The organism is Nocardia sp. AB354 (assembly GCF_049538315.1).
Lineage (GTDB): Bacteria > Actinomycetota > Actinomycetes > Mycobacteriales > Mycobacteriaceae > Nocardia > Nocardia nova.
On the sequence record NZ_JBMVFU010000002.1, the window covers coordinates 313,204 to 330,231 of the forward strand.

The following is a 17,028-nucleotide window of genomic DNA, read 5'->3' on the forward strand; positions in this document are numbered from 1 at the left end:
AGCATAACCTGAGTTCAACGCCGAAAACGAAGAACGAAAGGCCCTCCGATGAACAGCACTTCCGTTTCCCCCGCCGCCGCTCTCGCCCCGGTCTGGCGTGACGTCGTCGCCGAGTCCTACCGTGCCCTCGCCGACGCGGTCGCGGGAATCGGCGCCGCCCAGTGGGACCTGCCGACTCCCTGCTCGCAGTGGACCGTCACCCAGGTCGTGCAGCACGCCGCCGGTGATCAGCTCGCCTTCGCCGCGGCCCTGGGGCTGGGCACCGGCCCCGCCTACGACCCCTTCGCCCCCTCCGGCTCGCTCGACGGCACCGGCACACAGCTTGTCTCCGCTGCCATCGAGCAGACCGCCGCCGCCTGGGCCACCGTCACCGACGACGCCGAAACCGTTCCCACCCCGCTCCCGCACGGCGTCCTCCCGACCCCCGTCGCCGCCGTCATGGCCGCCCTGGATGCTGCCGTCCACGCCTGGGACATCGCGGTCGCCACCGGCCGGCCGTCTCCGCTGACCGACACCCTGGCCACCCATCTCCTCACTGCCGCAACCGATCTGATCGAACCGCTGCGCCAGTGGGGCGCGTACGCGGCCGTGCTGGATGCCGAGCCCGGCGATACCGCCGTCGACACACTGCTGCGCTACCTCGGCCGCGACCCGCGCGTCTGAGTCTGCCGGTTGTCCAGCACGCGGGTCAGCAGCTCGACCAGGTGTTCGCGCTCCGCCTTCGTCAGCTCGCCGAATATCTCGTCCTGGGCGGCAGTCAACGTGGCATCCAGTTCGTGCAGTCGCCGCTCGCCGGCCGCGGTGAGGGTGATGAGGTTGCGGCGGCGGTCGTCCGGATCCGGCTCTCGCGCAACGTATTTTTGCGCCTCGAGCTCGGCCAGCATGGCGTGCATATCGCTGCGGTCGATCCGGCAGCGCTGGCCGATCGCCACTTGACTGGCGGGCCCGAACTCGTCGAGTGCGGCCAGAATCGAGAAATGGTAGCCGCGGGCGCCGACCGCCGACACGGCTTCTCCGATGCACCGCTGGGCGAGTGCGGCGGTCTTGCTGACCAGCCAGCTCGGTTTGCCGCGCAGGCGTGCGGGCGTGTCGTCCATGCGTGAAGTCTACTGGATTCGTTGGACGAGCCAACGAATGTGGGGTAGCGTCGCCTGGGCGAACCGTTGGTACAGCCAACGATTATCGGAGGTGGAGAAGATGTTGCTCACGCTGGATGAAGCGCACGCCATCAGCACTCGGATACGCTCTCGCGCTGGGGAATTGGGTGCCCGAGTGACCGTGGCCGTCGTGGACGAGGGTGGACACGTGCGAGTGCTGGACCGGATGGACGGTGCGCCACCGCTGTCGGCCCGGATCGCTCCCGCGAAGGCGGCCGGGGTCGCCCTGTTTCATCGCGAGGGCGGTGAACTGCAGCAACTCCAGGCGGCGTGGCCCGCCCTGTTCGATCGAATCGATCAGCTGTCGCCGACGCCGATCGTGGTGGGTGCGGGCTCTCGGCTGATCCGTCGCGACGGTGTCGTGGTGGGTGCGGTCGCGGTCAGCGGCGGTCGGCCCGAACAGGACGACGAGTGCGCCGAGTTCGGGCTGGCTTGTGCCCGGCCGACGCCGGACCCGGTGTAGCAGAACGCCGGCGGGCGTGGTGCCACGCGCGGAACTGTGCCGGTCGCATGGTCGGATCCCGCTGCGTCGCCGGCTACCAGAGCATGTGCGAGCGTCTCGATCAGGCTGTGTGCGAACGATATTCGTGCCAGCGCTGCACGGCGACCTGCACGGCCTCTTCGTCCTGTGTCGCATGCGCACCCGAGGCCCCGGCGGCCCCGAGAATCACCCCGTTCTCGGTGACGAGCACCCCGCCCGCGAACGGAATGTAATCACCGTCGTAGAGATGCTGAATGCTGTCGACGATCTCACCCGGCAGGGGGAGTTGTCCCGACGAATGCAGTGTCAGTAGCGCGGTGCGCGCCTTGGCCACCGCGAGGCGACTCGTCATCGGCATCCCGCCGTCCGCCCGGCGCAGCGCGATCACCGCACCGCTCACATCGGTAACCGCCACCGCCAGCGGCGGAAATCGATGTTCGGAGGCCACCGCCAGCGCGGCGGTCACCAGCCAATCGGCATCGGCCAAGCCCAATCCGGGAAGTCGAGGGATCTGCGCCATGAAACGACCTTAGCCCGGTGTGGTCGCATGTGCGGGCTGCGGTGTGGATCGTCGAATCCGTTGCGGCAGAGTATGTTTGTTCAGCTGCACAGCGGAGCGAACGCGCGCTCCGGTGAGTGAGTCTTCCGATTCGTTCCTGTGGTCGAGGGCAGTTCTCGGGGTGAGTCGCCTTCACAAAGTTCTCGCGACCGGAACGATGACCTCCAAATGCGGAGCCGGCCGCTATGCGCTGCGGTCGTTCGACCCGCGTTGGCAGCCGATCATCGCCGAGAGCCTCCACTCCGCACGCGCGGCGCCGAGGGTGCCGCTCCTATCGCAATCCGCTCACACGCCGCCGTGACACTCTCGCGTTTCTGGATGCGGCGATCGAGAGCGCGCTCGCGCTGCCCGCCACTTTCTGAGTAGCCGCGCGGGTGACAGAACACGTCCGGATACCGGACACTCCATCCGGTGGTCGCGACCTGGGCAGATTCGGTTGCCGAACGTGCGCCGCGTAGACTCTTGCACTCGTGAGTCTCACCCTCGGTATCGTCGGCCTGCCCAACGTCGGAAAGTCGACGCTGTTCAACGCGCTGACCCGCAACGACGTGCTCGCGGCGAACTACCCGTTCGCCACCATCGAGCCGAACGTCGGCGTGGTGCCGCTGCCCGACCCGAGGCTGGACAAGCTCGCCGAGATCTTCGGCTCCGAGCGCATCGTCCCCGCGACCGTGTCGTTCGTCGACATCGCCGGGATCGTGAAGGGCGCCTCCGAAGGAGCGGGCCTGGGCAACAAGTTCCTCGCCAACATCCGCGAAGCCGACGCTATCTGCCAGGTGGTCCGCGTCTTCGCCGACGACGACGTGGTCCACGTCGACGGCAAGGTCGACCCGCTCAGCGATATCGAGGTCATCGAAACCGAGCTCATCCTCGCCGACCTGCAGACGCTGGAGAAGGCGGTGGTCCGCCTCGACAAGGAAGCCAAGGTCAAGAAGGACCGCAAGCCGGTGGCCGACGCCGCCAAGCAGGCCCAGGAATTCCTCAACGAGGGCAAGACCCTGTACGCGGTCCGCGACAAGCTCGACGCCGACCTCCTGCGCGAACTGTCGCTGCTGACCACCAAGCCCTTCCTCTACGTCTTCAACGCCGACGAGTCGGTCCTGACGGACGAGGCGCGCGTCGCCGAGCTGAAAGCCGCAGTCGCCCCGGCGGATTCGGTCTTCCTGGACGCCAAGGTCGAAGCCGAACTCCTGGAACTGGACGCCGAGTCCGCCCTCGAGCTGCTGGAATCCATCGGCCAAACCGAACCCGGCCTGCACGCCCTGGCCCGAGCCGGCTTCCACACCCTCGGCCTCCAGACCTACCTCACCGCCGGCCCGAAAGAGGCCCGCGCCTGGACCATCCACCAGGGCGACACCGCCCCGAAGGCAGCCGGCGTCATCCACACCGACTTCGAACGCGGCTTCATCAAGGCCGAAATCGTCGCCTTCGACGACCTGGTCGAAGCCGGCTCCATGTCCGCCGCCAAGGCCGCGGGCAAGGTACGGATGGAAGGTAAGGACTACGTCATGCACGACGGCGACGTGGTCGAGTTCCGCTTCAACGTATAGCGGATCAGCGTCTGAGAAGAAGTAGGGGCGGCGCATGTATCGCTCCTGGTAGAGACTTTGCTGAGGCCCATCCGGTATTCGGGCGCTCGGTCGTTTCGCCGGTGCTGTGCGATGGCCGGTTCGGTCAGCGCGGTAAGCGGCATTGCCGGATGTCCCGAGCTGCGGCGCGTCCGCATTGTTCAGGCGCGTGCCCAGCGGCTGTCGCAGGACGTGTCCCAAGGGGTTTCACTCGTCGTCGGGAGGTCATGGTTGCGCGTCGCGTGAAAGCTGTTCGCCGGCGGGAAGGTAGATCGGCTCCGGGCGGATTCCGGCCACGTAGTCGCGGAAGGCTCGCAGATACTCGCCTAGTTCCCGCTCGTCGGCGAACCTGATCCCGGTCGGGTCGAACCATTCCTGCGGTGTCGGGCGTCGCACGATCATGTAGTCCAGGGCTTCGCGCACCAGCAACCCGTAGGTCGGATCCCTCACGCACATATCACGCACCTGCGGGGCGTGATATCGCATTCTGCCGTCGCGGTGAACGTCCATCAGCGGCCACCACAGGGCATCGAAATGCGGGATTTCGTCCCACCACATGGAGCGCAGGGGCTCTTCGGTCCGCGTTCGGCGGCGGGATGGCGGAACTGGTGTCGGGTAGTCGCCGGATACGCCTTTGCTGTCGATGGCGCGGATCGGTCCGGTTCCGAGGTTCACCGGCGGGTACCACACGCCGCGCCACACCGGGACTCCGAGATGGCGAGGATTCAGCGGCAGCGGCGCGGCCAGTGAGATGTCGACCGTGATTCGACGCACGGGTGGCAACGGTCCGTCGGTCGCCAGATCTGCCGCCATCGACAAACAGTCCCGCACGTCGAATCCGGTCACACCGATAGCTTTTCCGAACCATGGGGCAGGGCAGTCCCGCACGTCGAATTCGATCCAGAACCGTCGCACCATCGACATATGCGCGCACTCCTCCTCGATCTGCTGCCGAGTGCGCAGCCGAGAGTGGACGGCGTCGTGCCCGTGTCGCGGTCCACCCCGACGATCGCCGGGATATCACCCGCACGGTACCAACGTTCGTTCGGCAACCACCACTTGATAATCGGCATGGGTGCGCACTTGGGTCCACTAGCTGGGTGATGCGGCCAGAGGGGCGGCCTTGGGTCGCTGCCGGCATCGGTTGGATCGGTGGGGTGCGTGCAGAGGTTATTCGGCTTCGGAACGCGAGTCGAGCCCCGAGGACGCAACGCTCGGCCGAACGCGACCCGGAGCGCGGTCCTGCCTCAGATGGTGCCGTCGTGCACCGGATAGTCGATGACGACCGCACCGCCGGTGGCGTAGTTGACGACATCGGCGGCCGCCCGCCGGCCGGGCTGTGATGCCCGTGCCGCGGCCACGGCGGCGGCGTCGGCGAAGTCGGCTTCGAAGACCGCGAAATACGGCGAATCTCCGTTCGGGGCCGCCACGTCGAAGCTGTAGCGCCAGGCAAGCAGGCCGGGCATTTTCGTGACCAGTGGAAGGTGGTTGGTCACGTAGTAGTCGCGGAAGTGGTCGGGGTCGGCGGGCTCGGGATACAGGACTACCAACTTGTGCATGACTGCCTCCCGGCGTGTGTGGCTGCGGTGTCCGGTACCGCGGTCGGTTGAATCGTCATATGCGCAGGTTAGGGCTTGATGCATGGTCGAGGGAAAGGCCGGAACGGGATAGACTCAGAACGGATCGTTATCAATCGGCAGGGAGGGTATGTGGCGCCGGATACGGTGAGCCTGCGGTACTTTCTGGTGCTGGCGCAGGAGTTGAACTTCACCCGCGCGGCCGCACGGATCGGTATCGCGCAGCCCGCACTCAGTGCCCGGATGCGCCGATTGGAGGCGGAACTCGGTACGAGCCTGCTGGTTCGAAACACGCGTAGCGTCGTATTGACCACGGCCGGTGCGGCTTTGGCGGAGTCCGCGCCACCCGCGCTGGCGGCGCTGGATCGGGCATGGGACACCGCCCGGAATGCGGGGGCCGGTGAACTGGGCACGCTGCGCATCGGATACAGCCTCAGCACGGGAGCCGAGACGGCACCGGCCCTGGTGGACAAGCTCATTCGCAGCAGCCCGGGACTCGACGTCGGCGCGGTCCCGATGGCGACACCGGAGATCTCCCCAGCGGTCGCCGACGGCCGCATCGATGCGGGGATCACTCGCGGTGAACAGCCGGGCCGTGGCGTGCGCCGGTTCCTGCTGCGGCGCGAGCGCGTCGGGGTCCAACTGGCGCAGCATCATCCGCTGGCCGGACACCCGGAGATCGAGATCGCCGACGCGGCCGCGTATCCGCTGCGACTTCCCGACCGTGCGGCCAACCCCGTGATCCACGATCAGCTCGCCGCACTGTTCCGCGACACCCGGCCGAGCCCCCGATTCATCACGCCCGCAGTCTCTTTCGATATCTCTCAGCGCGACCTACGCGACGGGCTCACCCTCGCTCCGGCCGGTGAAGTAGCGGTCACGACACAACCGGCCGGTCTCACGTGGCGACCGCTGCTGGGCGCGCCCACCTTGACAATCCACCTGGTCCTCCCGCGCGTGCAGTCACCACTACACCGCCGCGTGCGCACCGTCGCCAAAACCCTGGCACACGAGCTGCACTGGCTGCCGGACTGACGCGCAGGAGGTCACGCGAGACCGACATCGGCCGCGTGTCATCGGTGGTGCGTGAGACCCATCTATTGCTGCTGGTGGCGACTTGCTGAGCCTGTCGAGAGAGTTGGTGCCGCCACCGCGGGCGGCCAATTCTGAGGCTCGATGTTGGCGGGCTTCCGACTGTGGTCCTGGCTCCAGTCGAATGTAGGTATCGGAGGTCCCCACTGTCTCGGTTCGTCGAACGAGATGGTGCCGCTACCGAAGTCTGCCTCATCGAACCGGGCGTTGCCGGCGAAGGTCACACGATCGAACCGGGCCTCGGCGGCGAAAGTCGCGCTGCCGAACCATGTATTGCCGGCGAAATTCACTCGGTCGAATCGAGCGTTTCCGGTGAAGGTGGCGTCGCCGAATCCTGCGTCGCTTGCGAAGGTGGCGCCGCCGAGCCCTGTGTTGCCGGCGAAGGTTGCGTCACCGAACTCGGCGCTGCCGGAGAAGGTCGCCTCGCCGAACTCGGCGTCGCCGGAAAAAGTCGCGCTGTCGAATCCTGTATTGCCGGCGAAGGTGGCGTCGCCGAATCCCGCGTCGCCGCCGAAGGTCGCGTCGCCGAACCGGGCATTCGCGGAGAAGGCCGCGCCGTCGAATCGGGCGTTGCCGGAAAAGGTTACGTTGCGGAACCGGGCGTTGCCGGTGAAGGTGGCGCCGTCGAAGTGGGCGTTGCCGGTGAAGGTCGCGCCGTCGAACCGGGCGTTGCCGGAAAAGGTCGTCTCGCCGAATCCTGCGGCGCCCGCGAAAGTCGCGCCGCCGAACCGGGCGTCGGCGGAGAAGTTCGCGCCGGCGAACGCGGCGTGGTCGGCGAAGGTCGCGTCGTCGAATCGGGCGTCGCCGGACAGGGTCGCGCCGTCGAATCGGGCGTTGCCGGAGAAGGTTGCGTTGCCGAATCGGGCGTCGCCGGAGAAGGTTACGCTGTCGAACCACGCATTGCCGGAGAAGGTTACGTCGTCGAACTCGGCGTTGCCGGCGAAGGTGGCGCTACCGAACCAGGCGTCGCCGGAGAAGGTCGCGCCGCCGAACCGCGCAGAACCCAGTAACTGTGCACGGCTGAAGTCGACGTTCTCGAGATAGGCCGTGCGAAAGTCGAAATCGACTGTCGACCAGCTGTATGCGGCCTTGGGCCGAAGGTGGTCGGTAATGACGCGGAGGATGGTTGCGCGAACTTCTCGGTCATTGTGCCGATATTCGTGGTGGTGCTCCCGGTCGTCGGCGCGGGTGTTGTCCGCCGTCGCGCGGTGCTGTTTGACGACCAGTTTGCTCTGGTGGTTGGCGCCGAGCTCCGGGCTGTAGGGCAAGCGGAGGTATCCGCACAGCACGTCGATGCATTGCTGGCGGCGCAGGCCGTCGGATTCGTCGGCGACACCGGCCATCGCGTAGACCCCGGCGATTCGGACCGCGACATCCGTCGCGCCGAGTTGGGCGGCTGCGGCGCCGAAGCGTTCGACAAATCGGCTCTGTTCCAGATCGCGTTGACGCCGGTAGGCGATGACCAGGGCGACTACGCCGCCGACACCGGCGACAACGGTCAATGCGACACGAGTGATATCGATTTCGGCGGCTTGCTTGGTTTCATCGACGGGCGTGAGCCAGCGGAGGAATCCGTAGGCCGCGAAGGCCACAGCCAGTCCGGCGAGCAGCGCTGCGGTGACTGCGGGGAACAGCCGTATTCGTCCCGCCCGGCGGCTGAATGCCGCGCGGGATTCCTTGGTCGACGCCGCCCGCAGCGCGGTCATTCTCGAATGTGCCTGTGCGCGAAACGCGCTCACCCTCCTGGTCACTGCACGATTCTGCTCGATACCGAAAGTAAGCGCCATCGAGCGTGGGAACGGGCACCGCGCGAGACCTCCTCCGCCGTCGGCGTTCACCAGACCCGTCCGGAGGCCTTCACGGCAACCGGTGGCGACTCGAGAGCCTCGACGACTACTTCACTCGCGACTATCGCAACAACAGGCATGCCCCGAACTTTTCGTGCAAACCTCCGCGTTGATGCGCGAAAACCGCCGAATGCGAGGCGGTTTGCACGATTTGTTCAGCACCGGGCCGGCGGCGCTAGAAGTCCATGCCTCCGAGCCCGCGGGGCGAGGATTCGGGTTCGCCGGGCTGTTTGCCGCCGGTGGGATCGCTCGTGGTCGAGTGGTGTTCGGCGGCGAAATCGGTGTTCGGTTCGCGGCGGGGGTGGTGGACCATGGCCCACGCAGAATGTGCCGCTGCCGATATTCGCTGTCCCAGGTGGGCCGCAACTCCTGACATCGGATTACTCCTCGTCGGACGACTGTTCTTGTCTCGCGCATACCCGGTGCTGCCCGGAGCATGCGCTCGCCGCCGAAAGGGCGCTTCGGCATGCAGGCCGGACCGGAAGCGGTATCGAGCGCGGGATATCAGATGACATTCTGCCCTTGGTTGGGCCGGGCGGGGACGTCACGCTCGACAGTGACGAATGGTGGCCCGGTCGAGGGTCGAACCGATCCGAAAGGACAAGGAAGATGAAGCCGTTGTCGGAATCGCTGACGGATCTCGCCGCTCGGGTGAAGCAGTTCGAAGAGTCGTCCGCTGCGGCGCGGGAACGGAGTCGCACCGCGTTGCAGGCTCGGCGGGAGGAGCTGAGCGAGACCCTTCAGAACGAGGGAAACGAGTTCGAGAAGACCGCCGCGGACCTACGGAAGGCCGCGCAGAGTTGGTGGTCGGACACTCAGGACGCCCTGGAACGCCAGATCGATGCGATGCGGGCCGATTTCCAGAAGTGGCAGGCCGACCTCAAAGCGCAGCGTGCGGAACGGACGGCCGGGGACAGCAAGACCGTTGAACCGGCGAGCAAGGACTGACCAACGATCGCGCCGTAGCCGCCTACCGCCGAGGCGGCTGCGGGCGGTGCTCGGCCTCCCGTTCGCCACGCGAAGAGACCACTTCGAAGGCCGCTGTGAAATGCCGGCGCACGGCGACGACGGAAAGTGACGCAGATCACTGTCTGGTCCTGTCAGAAATTCGCGCTCTGTCTCGTTCAGGCAGCACGCGAACCAGACAGGAGCGAATCATGAAGCACCGCATCGTCGTTCTCGGGGCCGGATATGCCGGAACCTTCTGCGCCGGATACCTGGCCCGCCAACTGCACGCCGACGACTTCGACATCACCGTCGTCAATGCCGAACCCGATTTCGTCGAGCGGTTGCGGCTGCATCAGCTCGCCGCTGGGCAGGAACTGCGCCATCGGCCGCTGGCGGAGATATTCGCGGGTACGGGCGTCCGGTTGCGCGTGGCACGGGTGACCGCCGTCGACGTCGAGGCCCGGACCGTCACTGTCGCCGACGATTGCGGCCTCGATCGGCTCGAATACGACACACTGCTCTACGCGCTCGGCAGTACCGCCGCCGATCAAGGGGTTCCCGGCGTCCACGAGCATGCCTTCCACGTGACCGCGCGCCCGGCGGCCCTGCGTCTGCGCGCCCGTCTCGACGAGCTGGGCGATGACGGAAAAGTGCTGGTCGTCGGCGGTAACCTGACCGCGATCGAGGCCGCCACCGAACTGGCCGAATCACGGCCGGGACTTCGAGTCGGCCTCGTCACCAGTGGTGAATTGGGCGGCTGGCTGGGCGCGAAGGGCCGCGGTCATCTGCTGCGCGCCTTCGACCGATTCGGCATCACGGTTCACGAGCAGACAACGATCGGGCGCGTCGGGAAGGACGCCGCGGTCGCGACCGACGGCACCGTCTTCACGTCCGACGCGACGGTGTGGGCCGCGGGCTTCGCCGTCCACCCGATCGCCGCCGCCAGCGGTCTCGAGGTGGTCGCCAACGGTCAGATCACCGTCGACCGTCAGATGCGGTCGGTCTCGCATCCGGACGTCTACGTCGCCGGGGACAGCGTCTTCGTCATCGGCGAGAACGGCCGCCCGTTGCCGATGTCCTGTGCTTCGGCCGGATTCACCGGCATGCAGGCGACCGCGGCGATCATCGGCGACCGGACCGGACGCAAGATACCGACGACCTCGCTGTCGTATGTCGGCAACCACATCAGCCTCGGTCGCAGGGACGGGATCTTCCAGCTGGTCGACGACGACGCGCACGCGAAGTCGTGGGCCCTGTGTGGCCGGCCGGCCGCGGTCGTCAAGTCGAAAATTCTCGACACCGCCGCATGGAGCCTGAGCCACCCGACCTTCGGGAAGCCGAGTCACAAGTACCGCTGGGCCGGTACCCGAGAGAACTCGGCGCCGGTGGTCGCCGCCTAGAGTCGTGCTCATGGATACCGCCACCGTGGCGAGTTTCGAGGCCAGTCGGAATCGGCTGGCCTCGCTGGCCTACCGTCTGCTCGGCTCGGCCGCCGACGCCGAGGACACGGTGCAGGACGCGTTCCTGCGGTGGCAGGCCGCCGACCGAGGGTACGTCGAGGTGCCCGAGGCGTGGCTGACCAAGGTCGTCACCAATCTGGCGCTCGACCGCCTCCGTTCGGCGACAACGCGGCGCGAACGCGCGGTCGGCGCCTGGATGCCCGAACCGTTGCTCGACGGCGACCCGATGCTCGGCCCGGCCGATACCGTCGAGCAGCGCGAATCGGTGACCCTGGCGGTCCTCATGCTCATGGAGCGACTGTCGCCGATCGAACGTGCCGTTTACGTACTGCGCGAAGCCTTTTCGTACAGCCACGCCGAGACGGCCGAAATCCTCGACATCACCGAATCCGCGAGTCAGCAATATCTGCACCGGGCGCGACGTCGAATCGCCGCCGCCGGCACGACCACCGAAACCGACCGGGCAACTGCGCGCCGGATCGTCGACGCGTTCGTCGCCGCCGCCTCCTCGGGCCGGACCGAACAGCTGGTGGCACTGCTGACCGACGACGCGACCGGCATCTCCGACGGCGCCGGTCTGGGATGGGCCGCGAAATTCATCCGGTACGCGACGCCGCAGCGGATCGCCAGTGCGGTGCGGGCCGGCTTCAAACCGACTCCGGCGAAGCGCAAACTCGCCGGCGGCTCGCCCGCCATCCATGCCGCCGTGGTCAACGCCTGTCCGGCCATGCTCGCCACGCTCGACGATCGCGTTGTGGGTGTGCTGATCCTGGAGGTCCGCGACGACAAGATCGCGGGCGTGCGCGGTATCGCCGCCCGGCAGCGACTCGGCCGCCTCACCGAGGAATGGCAGCGGCAGGAACACGATGTCCCGCTGATCGAATCGTGGTGATACGAGCGGCCTACACCTGCTCGTCCAGCACCGCCAGGACCGCCGAGGTGTCGTGATAGTACGGCCGGAACTCGGTGATGAGGCCGTCTCGAAAGCTGATCCATTGCAGCAGTGAGGTTTCGAGTTCGCGTCCCGTGCGGCGCGCCCGCAAGCGCCCCCGGCTGTAGACGACGACTCGGTCGCCGTCGCTGAGGAACTGCTGGTCGTCGAACCATAGTCCGTCCCAGCTGTCGCCCATTGCGGCGATGAACTGGCGGAAGCCGTCGTGTCCGCGCCATTCGCCCCCGTAGGGCAGGCTCGATGCCTGGTACATGACGACATCGGATGCCAGATGCCGAGCCATCTCCCCGAACTCGGCCCCCTCCGTGAGATAGGCCGCTTCGGCCGCGTAGAACGCTCGCAAGGTGGTCATCACATCCGCCGTCATGCCCACGATCTTGGTGTTCGCCGCCTTACCGTGCTGGCGAGAATTCGACGTCGTGATGGGCGATCAATCGTCGTAATGTCCGCCCACACCGATGATGACGATCTCGGTCTCGGTCACGTAGTAGATCAAGCGATGTTCCCGGGTTATTCGCCTCGACCAGTTTCCGGCGAGCTGGTGTTTGAGTGGCTCGGGTTTTCCGATACCTCGGAAAGGGTCGGCGAGGACTGCGGTGATCAGTTTGTTCGCCGCCCGCAAAACCGTTCGATCCCGAGTGAGCCACGACGAGTAGGTTTCCCAGCCGTAGGATGTGAAGACCAGCTTCCGGTCAGGCATCCGGGTCCAGCAACTCTCGCGCTTCGATCTCGCCTCGTTGCGCTTCGCGCGCCGACTCCAGCAAGCGAACCCCGCCGTGGGTCGCGAGTACGTAGAGCGTCTCCTGAATGGAATTCCAATCCGATTCCGCGACCAGAACCGCGTTTTCGCCGCTCTTCGTCACGACGGTGACCGTGTCGTGGTCGTCGTTGACCTGCTGTACCAGAGAAAACAGCTGTTGGCGCACGGTGGAGATCGGTAATGCGGTCATGGCGGCCCCTTCGTCTATCTTGTACAAGATATCGTACAAGACGACGCGGTGGGTGACGCAACGATCGCCGGCGAGCGGGTCCTCGCGGTGTCGAGCAGGCCGGCGCTGGTCCATACCTGTTCGACCAAGTCGCCGGGCGGCGTCTCGCCGGTCGCGAGCCGGGTGAGCAGGTCGATGCCGACCGCCCGGACGAGCGGTGCGGCGAACGGATCGTCGATGAGCTCCGGATCCGCGCGCGTCGCAATCGCCCGGGCCGCCGCAGCCATGGTGGCGGTCGAACCGACGCCCGTCGCCGGATCCCAGGTGTCTCCGTCGTGCCTGGAAGTCATGGTCTCCCTTGTCTGCACCGTAGCTCGCTGTCACCGGTACGGATGTGAGCTATTGCGTTGTCGGGGAACGATTCCCGTGGTCACGCCACGATACGCCCGCCGATCGTCCGAGCCGCTGAGATTCTCGAACGCTCATACGGCGATGACCCGGCGCCCGCGAGCGTGCCCGGCCCGGCTGTCGATGTGTGCCGCGGCGGCATCGGCGAGCGTGTACGACTGCTCCACCGGGATATGCAGCCTTCCCCGCGCGATGAGATCGGCGGCCTCGCCGAGCGCGTCCGGCATACTTCCCGCTACGCCGGAGAACCGGATGCCGAACTCGGGTGCGCGGAGGTCGGCGATGGTGATCACCCGCCGTGGGTCTCCGGTCAGTTCGACGAGTTCGCGGAGGACGCCCGAGCCGGCCAGATCGAGGGCCGCGTCGATACGCCCGAGTCGGCGCACGCGCTCGACCCAGCCCTCGCCGTAGGTGGTGGCGGCGGCGCCGAGGCCGCGGAGATAGTCCTGGTTGGCCGCCCCGGCCGTGCCGATGACCGTGATGCCGCGCTCGCGGGCGATCTGGAGCACGGCCGATCCGACGCCGCCGGATGCGCCGCTGACCAGCAGAGTCTGTCCGGGCCGCACGCCCACCTGGCCGATGATGCGCAACGCCGTCTCGACCACGGAGGGGTAGCCGGCCGCTTCGTCGAACGAGAGCCCGTCGGGCATGTGGGCCCAGGCGGTCAGCACCGCGAACTCGGCGTAGGTGCTCGAACCTTCGCCGAAGACATGGTCGCCGATCGCGAAACCCGTTACGCCCTGGACGATTTCGTCTACCACGCCGGCCGCGTCCTGTCCCACTCCGGCGGGCAACTCGATGGGATGGGCCTGCTGGAACTGGCCTTCGCGTATCCGCCAGTCGACGGGGTTCACGCCTGCCGCGCGCACGGCGATGCGGATCTGCCCGGGACCCGCGTGGGGCTCTTCGGCATCGACGAGTCGCAGGACTTCCGGACCGCCGAACTCGGCGAAGCTCACTTTCTTCATACGGCGACGATAACACTAACCGTTAGTGTTTTGCAGTCGTTAGCTTTTCATAGTTGATAGCATCCAGAGGTGACTGCGCCGACCGGACGTCGTGAGCGGAAGAAGGCCGCGACCCGCCAGAAGATCGCCGATACCGCGTTGCGGCTCTTCCTCGAGCGGGGGTACGACGCGGTGGGCATCCGGGATGTCGCGGCGGAAGCCGATGTGGCCGTGACCACGCTCTTTTCCCACTTCCCCTCGAAGGAAGCGCTGGTATTCGAGCGCGACGACGACTTCGAACAGCGCCTTACGCGGGCGGTGGCCGAGCGGGCGGCGGATGAGCCGCTCGTGCCCGCGCTGCGTCGCGAGATCCTCGCGCTGGTGCGACATTGCACGGCAGCCGGCGCCGACCCGATCTGGCGCATGATCGACGAATCGCCGGCCCTGCGGCAGTACGAGGAATCGATGCGGCTGCGGCACGCCGAGTCGCTGGCCGCGGCCATCGCCGCGGACCCCGAACCGGCCCGCACCCCGACGGCCTGCCGGACGATCGCGAGATTCGTGATCGACGCCTACTCTCTGGCCCGCGAGTCGGCCGATCCGGATGCCGCGGTGCACGAGATCTTCGCGATGATCGAGGGAGCGTGGGCGGTCGCAACCGGGGCCGATTCCGCTGCGGGATAAGCGATTACGTGCCGCCGCGGAATCGGCTCCGGTGGGTTCAGCCGGCGACCGAACGGAAGAATTCGCGAATATCGGCGACAAGCTCCGCCGGCGCCTGGAGCGAAGCGAAGTGGCCGCCCGCGGGGTATTCCTTCCAGCGCACGACCGTGTTGGCCGCCTCCGCCAGGCCCCGCACGGCCCGATCGCCCCGGAAGTTCGCGACCCCGGTGGGCACGCCCGAGGGCTCAGGCTTGCTGCCCCACGACGCCCCGGACTCCCGGTAGATCCGGGCCGCGGAGCCGGCGGTGCCGGTGAGCCAGTAGGTCGTGACATCGGTGAGGATCATGTCGCGGTCGATCGGCGATTGATCGGTGGCAGTCGGATCCCAATCGACGAACCATTCGAGATTCCAGGCGAGTTGGCCCACGGGTGAGTCGTTGAGGGCGTAGGCGATGGTCTGGGGCCGCAAGGCCATCTGGGTCGCGTAGCCGTTGTGTCCGTACCACCACATCTGGTTCGCGATCGCCTTCGCGCGATCCGCCTCCGACAGGTCGGCGAGTTCCCGGCCGGAGCCGCTCGCGGTCGCGGCGTCGGCCAGCGCGTTCACATGCACACCGATCACCTTGTCCGGTGCGACCCGCCCCAGGGCCGGGGAGATGAGACTGCCGTAGTCGCCGCCCTGGGCGCCGTAGCGTTCGTAGCCGAGTCGTGCCATCAGCGTTGCCCAGGCGCGCGCGACTCGCGGTACGTCCCAACCGGTTTCGTGGGTGGGTCCGGAGAATCCGAATCCCGGTACCGACGGCGCCACCACGTGAAATGCGTCGGACGGATCCCCGCCGTATGCGCGTGGATCGGTCAGCGGTCCGAGGATGTCGAGGAAGTCGGCGGGCGTGCTGGGCCAGCCGTGCGTGACGATCAGCGGCGTCGCGTCGGGCTCGGGGGAGCGAACATGCATGAAATGCACTGTCTGGCGGTCGATTTCGGTGACGAACTGCGGGACCTTGTTCAACCTCGCCTCGTGTTCGCGCCAGTCGTAGCCGGTGCGCCAGTACTCGGCCAGATCGATCAGGTAGTCGCGATCCACGCCGTAGGACCAGCCGACACCGGGCAGGGCATCGGTCCAACGGGTGCGGGCGAGCCGGAAATTCAGTTCGTCCAAGTCTTCCTGCGGGATATCGATGCGGAACGGGGTGATCGTCGTATCGGTCATGAGAAGAGCATCCGTCCCGTATAGGACGGAAACGGTCCTACACATGCGCGATGATCGATTCATGCCCGAAACCACGCCGGCGCGGCTGTTGCGGCTGCTGTCGCTGTTGCAGACACATCGCGACTGGACCGGAACGGAACTGGCCGAACGACTCGACGTCACCACCCGCACCATCCGGCGCGACGTGGATCGGCTGCGCGAGTTGGGATATCCGGTGCACGGCGTGCTGGGACCGGTCGGCGGATACCGACTCGGCGCGGGTGCGTCACTGCCGCCGCTGCTCCTCGACGACGACGAGGCGGTCGCCGTCACGATCGGACTGCAGACCAACACCACCGGCACTGTCGCCGGCATCGAGGAGACCTCGCTGCGCGCGCTCACCAAGATGGAACAGGTACTTCCGGCCCGGTTGCGCCACCGCGTCGACACACTGCGTGGCGCGGTGGTCGCGATGCCGCCTCGCTACGACCCCGGTCCCGCCGTCGACGCCGATCAGCTCACCGTCATATCCGCCGCCATCCGCGCCGCCGAGACGCTGCGCTTCGACTATCGCAGCCACACCGGCGACGACTCCCGGCGTAGCGTCGAGCCGCACCGCATCGCGCATTGGAGCCATCGGTGGTATCTCGTCGGCTGGGACCGCGACCGGGCCGACTGGCGTACCTTCCGCGTCGACCGCATGTCGCTGCGGACGCCCAACGGCCCGCGCTTCGCGCACCGGCCGTCGCCCGACGGCGATGTGGTGGCCTACCTGCGCCGCACCATGGGCTTCGCGATGTGGCCGTACCGGTCGGTCATGCGCGTCCATGTCCCGGCCGAGCGGCTCGCCGGCCGCATCGAAGGTCTGGTCACCCCCATCGACGAGCACACCTGCCGACTCGAAATGGGTTCGGACTCCTATGCTTTGGTGGCCCTGGTGGTCGGCATGCTCGATGTGGAATTCGAGGTCGAATCGCCGGTGGAACTGGTGGAACACGTACGGGCACTCGCGGGCCGATTCACCCGCGCGGCAGGTGGATAGATCGCGGCACGTAACAACCCGTACCGTGCAGCCGAAGGCGGGCCGGGCAGGGTGAGTGCATCCCTGCCCGGCCCGGCTCGATTATGGGCGCTCAGGACGACCCGGTGCCGGCGCCCAGTTGGCCGCCCGCACCGAGGTTGATGCCGAGTGCACTGAGGAAGAGGTTGAATGCGGTGGACAGGTCCATCGGACTTCTCCTGTCGTTGTCG

At 67.1% G+C, this 17,028-nt stretch carries 20 protein-coding genes and 1 pseudogene; 9 read left to right on the forward strand and 12 right to left on the reverse strand.

The window, feature by feature from the left end:
- Nucleotides 1-48 precede the first annotated feature (48 nt).
- Nucleotides 49-663, forward strand: a complete 615-nt coding sequence (locus ACPCUW_RS03970; protein WP_064907585.1) for a TIGR03086 family metal-binding protein — start codon at nucleotides 49-51, stop codon at nucleotides 661-663.
- Here ACPCUW_RS03970 and ACPCUW_RS03975 read toward each other — a convergent pair.
- Nucleotides 636-1,097 (reverse strand): MarR family winged helix-turn-helix transcriptional regulator, encoded by a 462-nt coding sequence (locus ACPCUW_RS03975; protein WP_423423691.1) that lies wholly within the window; start codon nucleotides 1,095-1,097, stop codon nucleotides 636-638. The genes ACPCUW_RS03970 and ACPCUW_RS03975 overlap by 28 nt on opposite strands.
- Before the next feature lie 100 nt (nucleotides 1,098-1,197).
- Between ACPCUW_RS03975 and ACPCUW_RS03980 the strand changes: the two genes are divergently transcribed.
- Nucleotides 1,198-1,620, forward strand: coding sequence for a GlcG/HbpS family heme-binding protein (locus ACPCUW_RS03980; protein ID WP_181064036.1), 423 nt, complete (start codon nucleotides 1,198-1,200; stop codon nucleotides 1,618-1,620).
- Between the two features lie 100 nt (nucleotides 1,621-1,720).
- Here ACPCUW_RS03980 and ACPCUW_RS03985 read toward each other — a convergent pair whose 3' ends face one another.
- Nucleotides 1,721-2,158 (reverse strand): GlcG/HbpS family heme-binding protein, encoded by a 438-nt coding sequence (locus ACPCUW_RS03985; RefSeq protein ID WP_423423692.1) that lies wholly within the window; start codon nucleotides 2,156-2,158, stop codon nucleotides 1,721-1,723.
- Between the two features lie 509 nt (nucleotides 2,159-2,667).
- On the opposite strand from ACPCUW_RS03985, the gene ychF reads away from it, so the two are divergent.
- Nucleotides 2,668-3,747, forward strand: a complete 1,080-nt coding sequence (gene ychF, locus ACPCUW_RS03990; protein WP_104367225.1) for a redox-regulated ATPase YchF — start codon at nucleotides 2,668-2,670, stop codon at nucleotides 3,745-3,747.
- Between the two features lie 243 nt (nucleotides 3,748-3,990).
- Here the strand turns inward: ychF and ACPCUW_RS03995 are convergent, their stop codons facing one another.
- Entirely contained in the window at nucleotides 3,991-4,578 is a 588-nt protein-coding gene (locus ACPCUW_RS03995; RefSeq protein ID WP_423423693.1) for a hypothetical protein, read from the reverse strand.
- A 434-nt stretch (nucleotides 4,579-5,012) separates the two neighbouring features.
- Nucleotides 5,013-5,324, reverse strand: a complete 312-nt coding sequence (locus ACPCUW_RS04000) for an EthD family reductase (RefSeq protein ID WP_423423694.1) — start codon at nucleotides 5,322-5,324, stop codon at nucleotides 5,013-5,015.
- Between the two features lie 150 nt (nucleotides 5,325-5,474).
- On the opposite strand from ACPCUW_RS04000, the gene ACPCUW_RS04005 reads away from it, so the two are divergent.
- Complete coding sequence (locus ACPCUW_RS04005) at nucleotides 5,475-6,377, forward strand: LysR substrate-binding domain-containing protein (protein WP_423423695.1); 903 nt, start codon at nucleotides 5,475-5,477, stop codon at nucleotides 6,375-6,377.
- A 62-nt stretch (nucleotides 6,378-6,439) separates the two neighbouring features.
- Here ACPCUW_RS04005 and ACPCUW_RS04010 read toward each other — a convergent pair whose 3' ends face one another.
- Nucleotides 6,440-8,185: a pentapeptide repeat-containing protein gene (locus tag ACPCUW_RS04010; RefSeq protein WP_423423696.1), complete on the reverse strand. Its 1,746-nt coding sequence runs from the start codon at nucleotides 8,183-8,185 to the stop codon at nucleotides 6,440-6,442.
- 271 nt (nucleotides 8,186-8,456) lie between these two features.
- Nucleotides 8,457-8,657 (reverse strand): hypothetical protein, encoded by a 201-nt coding sequence (locus ACPCUW_RS04015; protein WP_423423697.1) that lies wholly within the window; start codon nucleotides 8,655-8,657, stop codon nucleotides 8,457-8,459.
- A gap of 233 nt (nucleotides 8,658-8,890) precedes the next feature.
- Here ACPCUW_RS04015 and ACPCUW_RS04020 point away from each other — a divergent pair, with 233 nt between their 5' ends.
- From ACPCUW_RS04020 to ACPCUW_RS04030, 3 genes are all read left to right on the forward strand, one after another.
- Nucleotides 8,891-9,229 carry a hypothetical protein gene (locus ACPCUW_RS04020; protein WP_064907596.1) on the forward strand — a complete coding sequence of 113 codons (339 nt, stop codon included), beginning with the start codon at nucleotides 8,891-8,893 and terminating at the stop codon, nucleotides 9,227-9,229.
- A 209-nt stretch (nucleotides 9,230-9,438) separates the two neighbouring features.
- Complete coding sequence (locus tag ACPCUW_RS04025; RefSeq protein ID WP_423423698.1) at nucleotides 9,439-10,629, forward strand: NAD(P)/FAD-dependent oxidoreductase; 1,191 nt, start codon at nucleotides 9,439-9,441, stop codon at nucleotides 10,627-10,629.
- Between the two features lie 10 nt (nucleotides 10,630-10,639).
- Nucleotides 10,640-11,581 (forward strand): sigma-70 family RNA polymerase sigma factor, encoded by a 942-nt coding sequence (locus ACPCUW_RS04030; RefSeq protein WP_423423699.1) that lies wholly within the window; start codon nucleotides 10,640-10,642, stop codon nucleotides 11,579-11,581.
- Nucleotides 11,582-11,591: 10 nt separating this feature from the next.
- Here the strand turns inward: ACPCUW_RS04030 and ACPCUW_RS04035 are convergent, their stop codons facing one another.
- The 5 genes and pseudogenes from ACPCUW_RS04035 to ACPCUW_RS04055 form a co-directional block, all read right to left on the reverse strand.
- Complete coding sequence (locus ACPCUW_RS04035) at nucleotides 11,592-12,008, reverse strand: nuclear transport factor 2 family protein (RefSeq protein WP_197516721.1); 417 nt, start codon at nucleotides 12,006-12,008, stop codon at nucleotides 11,592-11,594.
- Nucleotides 12,009-12,071: 63 nt separating this feature from the next.
- A complete protein-coding gene (locus ACPCUW_RS04040) occupies nucleotides 12,072-12,341 on the reverse strand; it encodes a Txe/YoeB family addiction module toxin (protein ID WP_063012445.1) in 270 nt (89 codons plus the stop codon).
- Nucleotides 12,334-12,591, reverse strand: coding sequence for a type II toxin-antitoxin system Phd/YefM family antitoxin (locus ACPCUW_RS04045; protein ID WP_063012442.1), 258 nt, complete (start codon nucleotides 12,589-12,591; stop codon nucleotides 12,334-12,336). The genes ACPCUW_RS04040 and ACPCUW_RS04045 overlap by 8 nt, the downstream gene beginning before the upstream one ends.
- Nucleotides 12,592-12,665: 74 nt before the next feature.
- A pseudogene (locus ACPCUW_RS04050) lies at nucleotides 12,666-12,920 on the reverse strand (class I SAM-dependent methyltransferase); the annotation flags it as partial.
- Nucleotides 12,921-13,052: 132 nt separating this feature from the next.
- The gene (locus ACPCUW_RS04055) at nucleotides 13,053-13,946 is read right to left on the reverse strand and encodes an NADP-dependent oxidoreductase (protein ID WP_423423700.1); all 894 of its coding nucleotides are present in this window, start codon (nucleotides 13,944-13,946) and stop codon (nucleotides 13,053-13,055) included.
- Between the two features lie 69 nt (nucleotides 13,947-14,015).
- Here ACPCUW_RS04055 and ACPCUW_RS04060 point away from each other — a divergent pair, with 69 nt between their 5' ends.
- Nucleotides 14,016-14,609, forward strand: coding sequence for a TetR/AcrR family transcriptional regulator (locus tag ACPCUW_RS04060; protein ID WP_423423701.1), 594 nt, complete (start codon nucleotides 14,016-14,018; stop codon nucleotides 14,607-14,609).
- Between the two features lie 37 nt (nucleotides 14,610-14,646).
- Here the strand turns inward: ACPCUW_RS04060 and ACPCUW_RS04065 are convergent, their stop codons facing one another.
- Nucleotides 14,647-15,798: an epoxide hydrolase family protein gene (locus tag ACPCUW_RS04065; RefSeq protein WP_423423702.1), complete on the reverse strand. Its 1,152-nt coding sequence runs from the start codon at nucleotides 15,796-15,798 to the stop codon at nucleotides 14,647-14,649.
- A 61-nt stretch (nucleotides 15,799-15,859) separates the two neighbouring features.
- On the opposite strand from ACPCUW_RS04065, the gene ACPCUW_RS04070 reads away from it, so the two are divergent.
- Complete coding sequence (locus ACPCUW_RS04070) at nucleotides 15,860-16,819, forward strand: helix-turn-helix transcriptional regulator (protein ID WP_423423703.1); 960 nt, start codon at nucleotides 15,860-15,862, stop codon at nucleotides 16,817-16,819.
- Nucleotides 16,820-17,028: the final 209 nt, after the last annotated feature.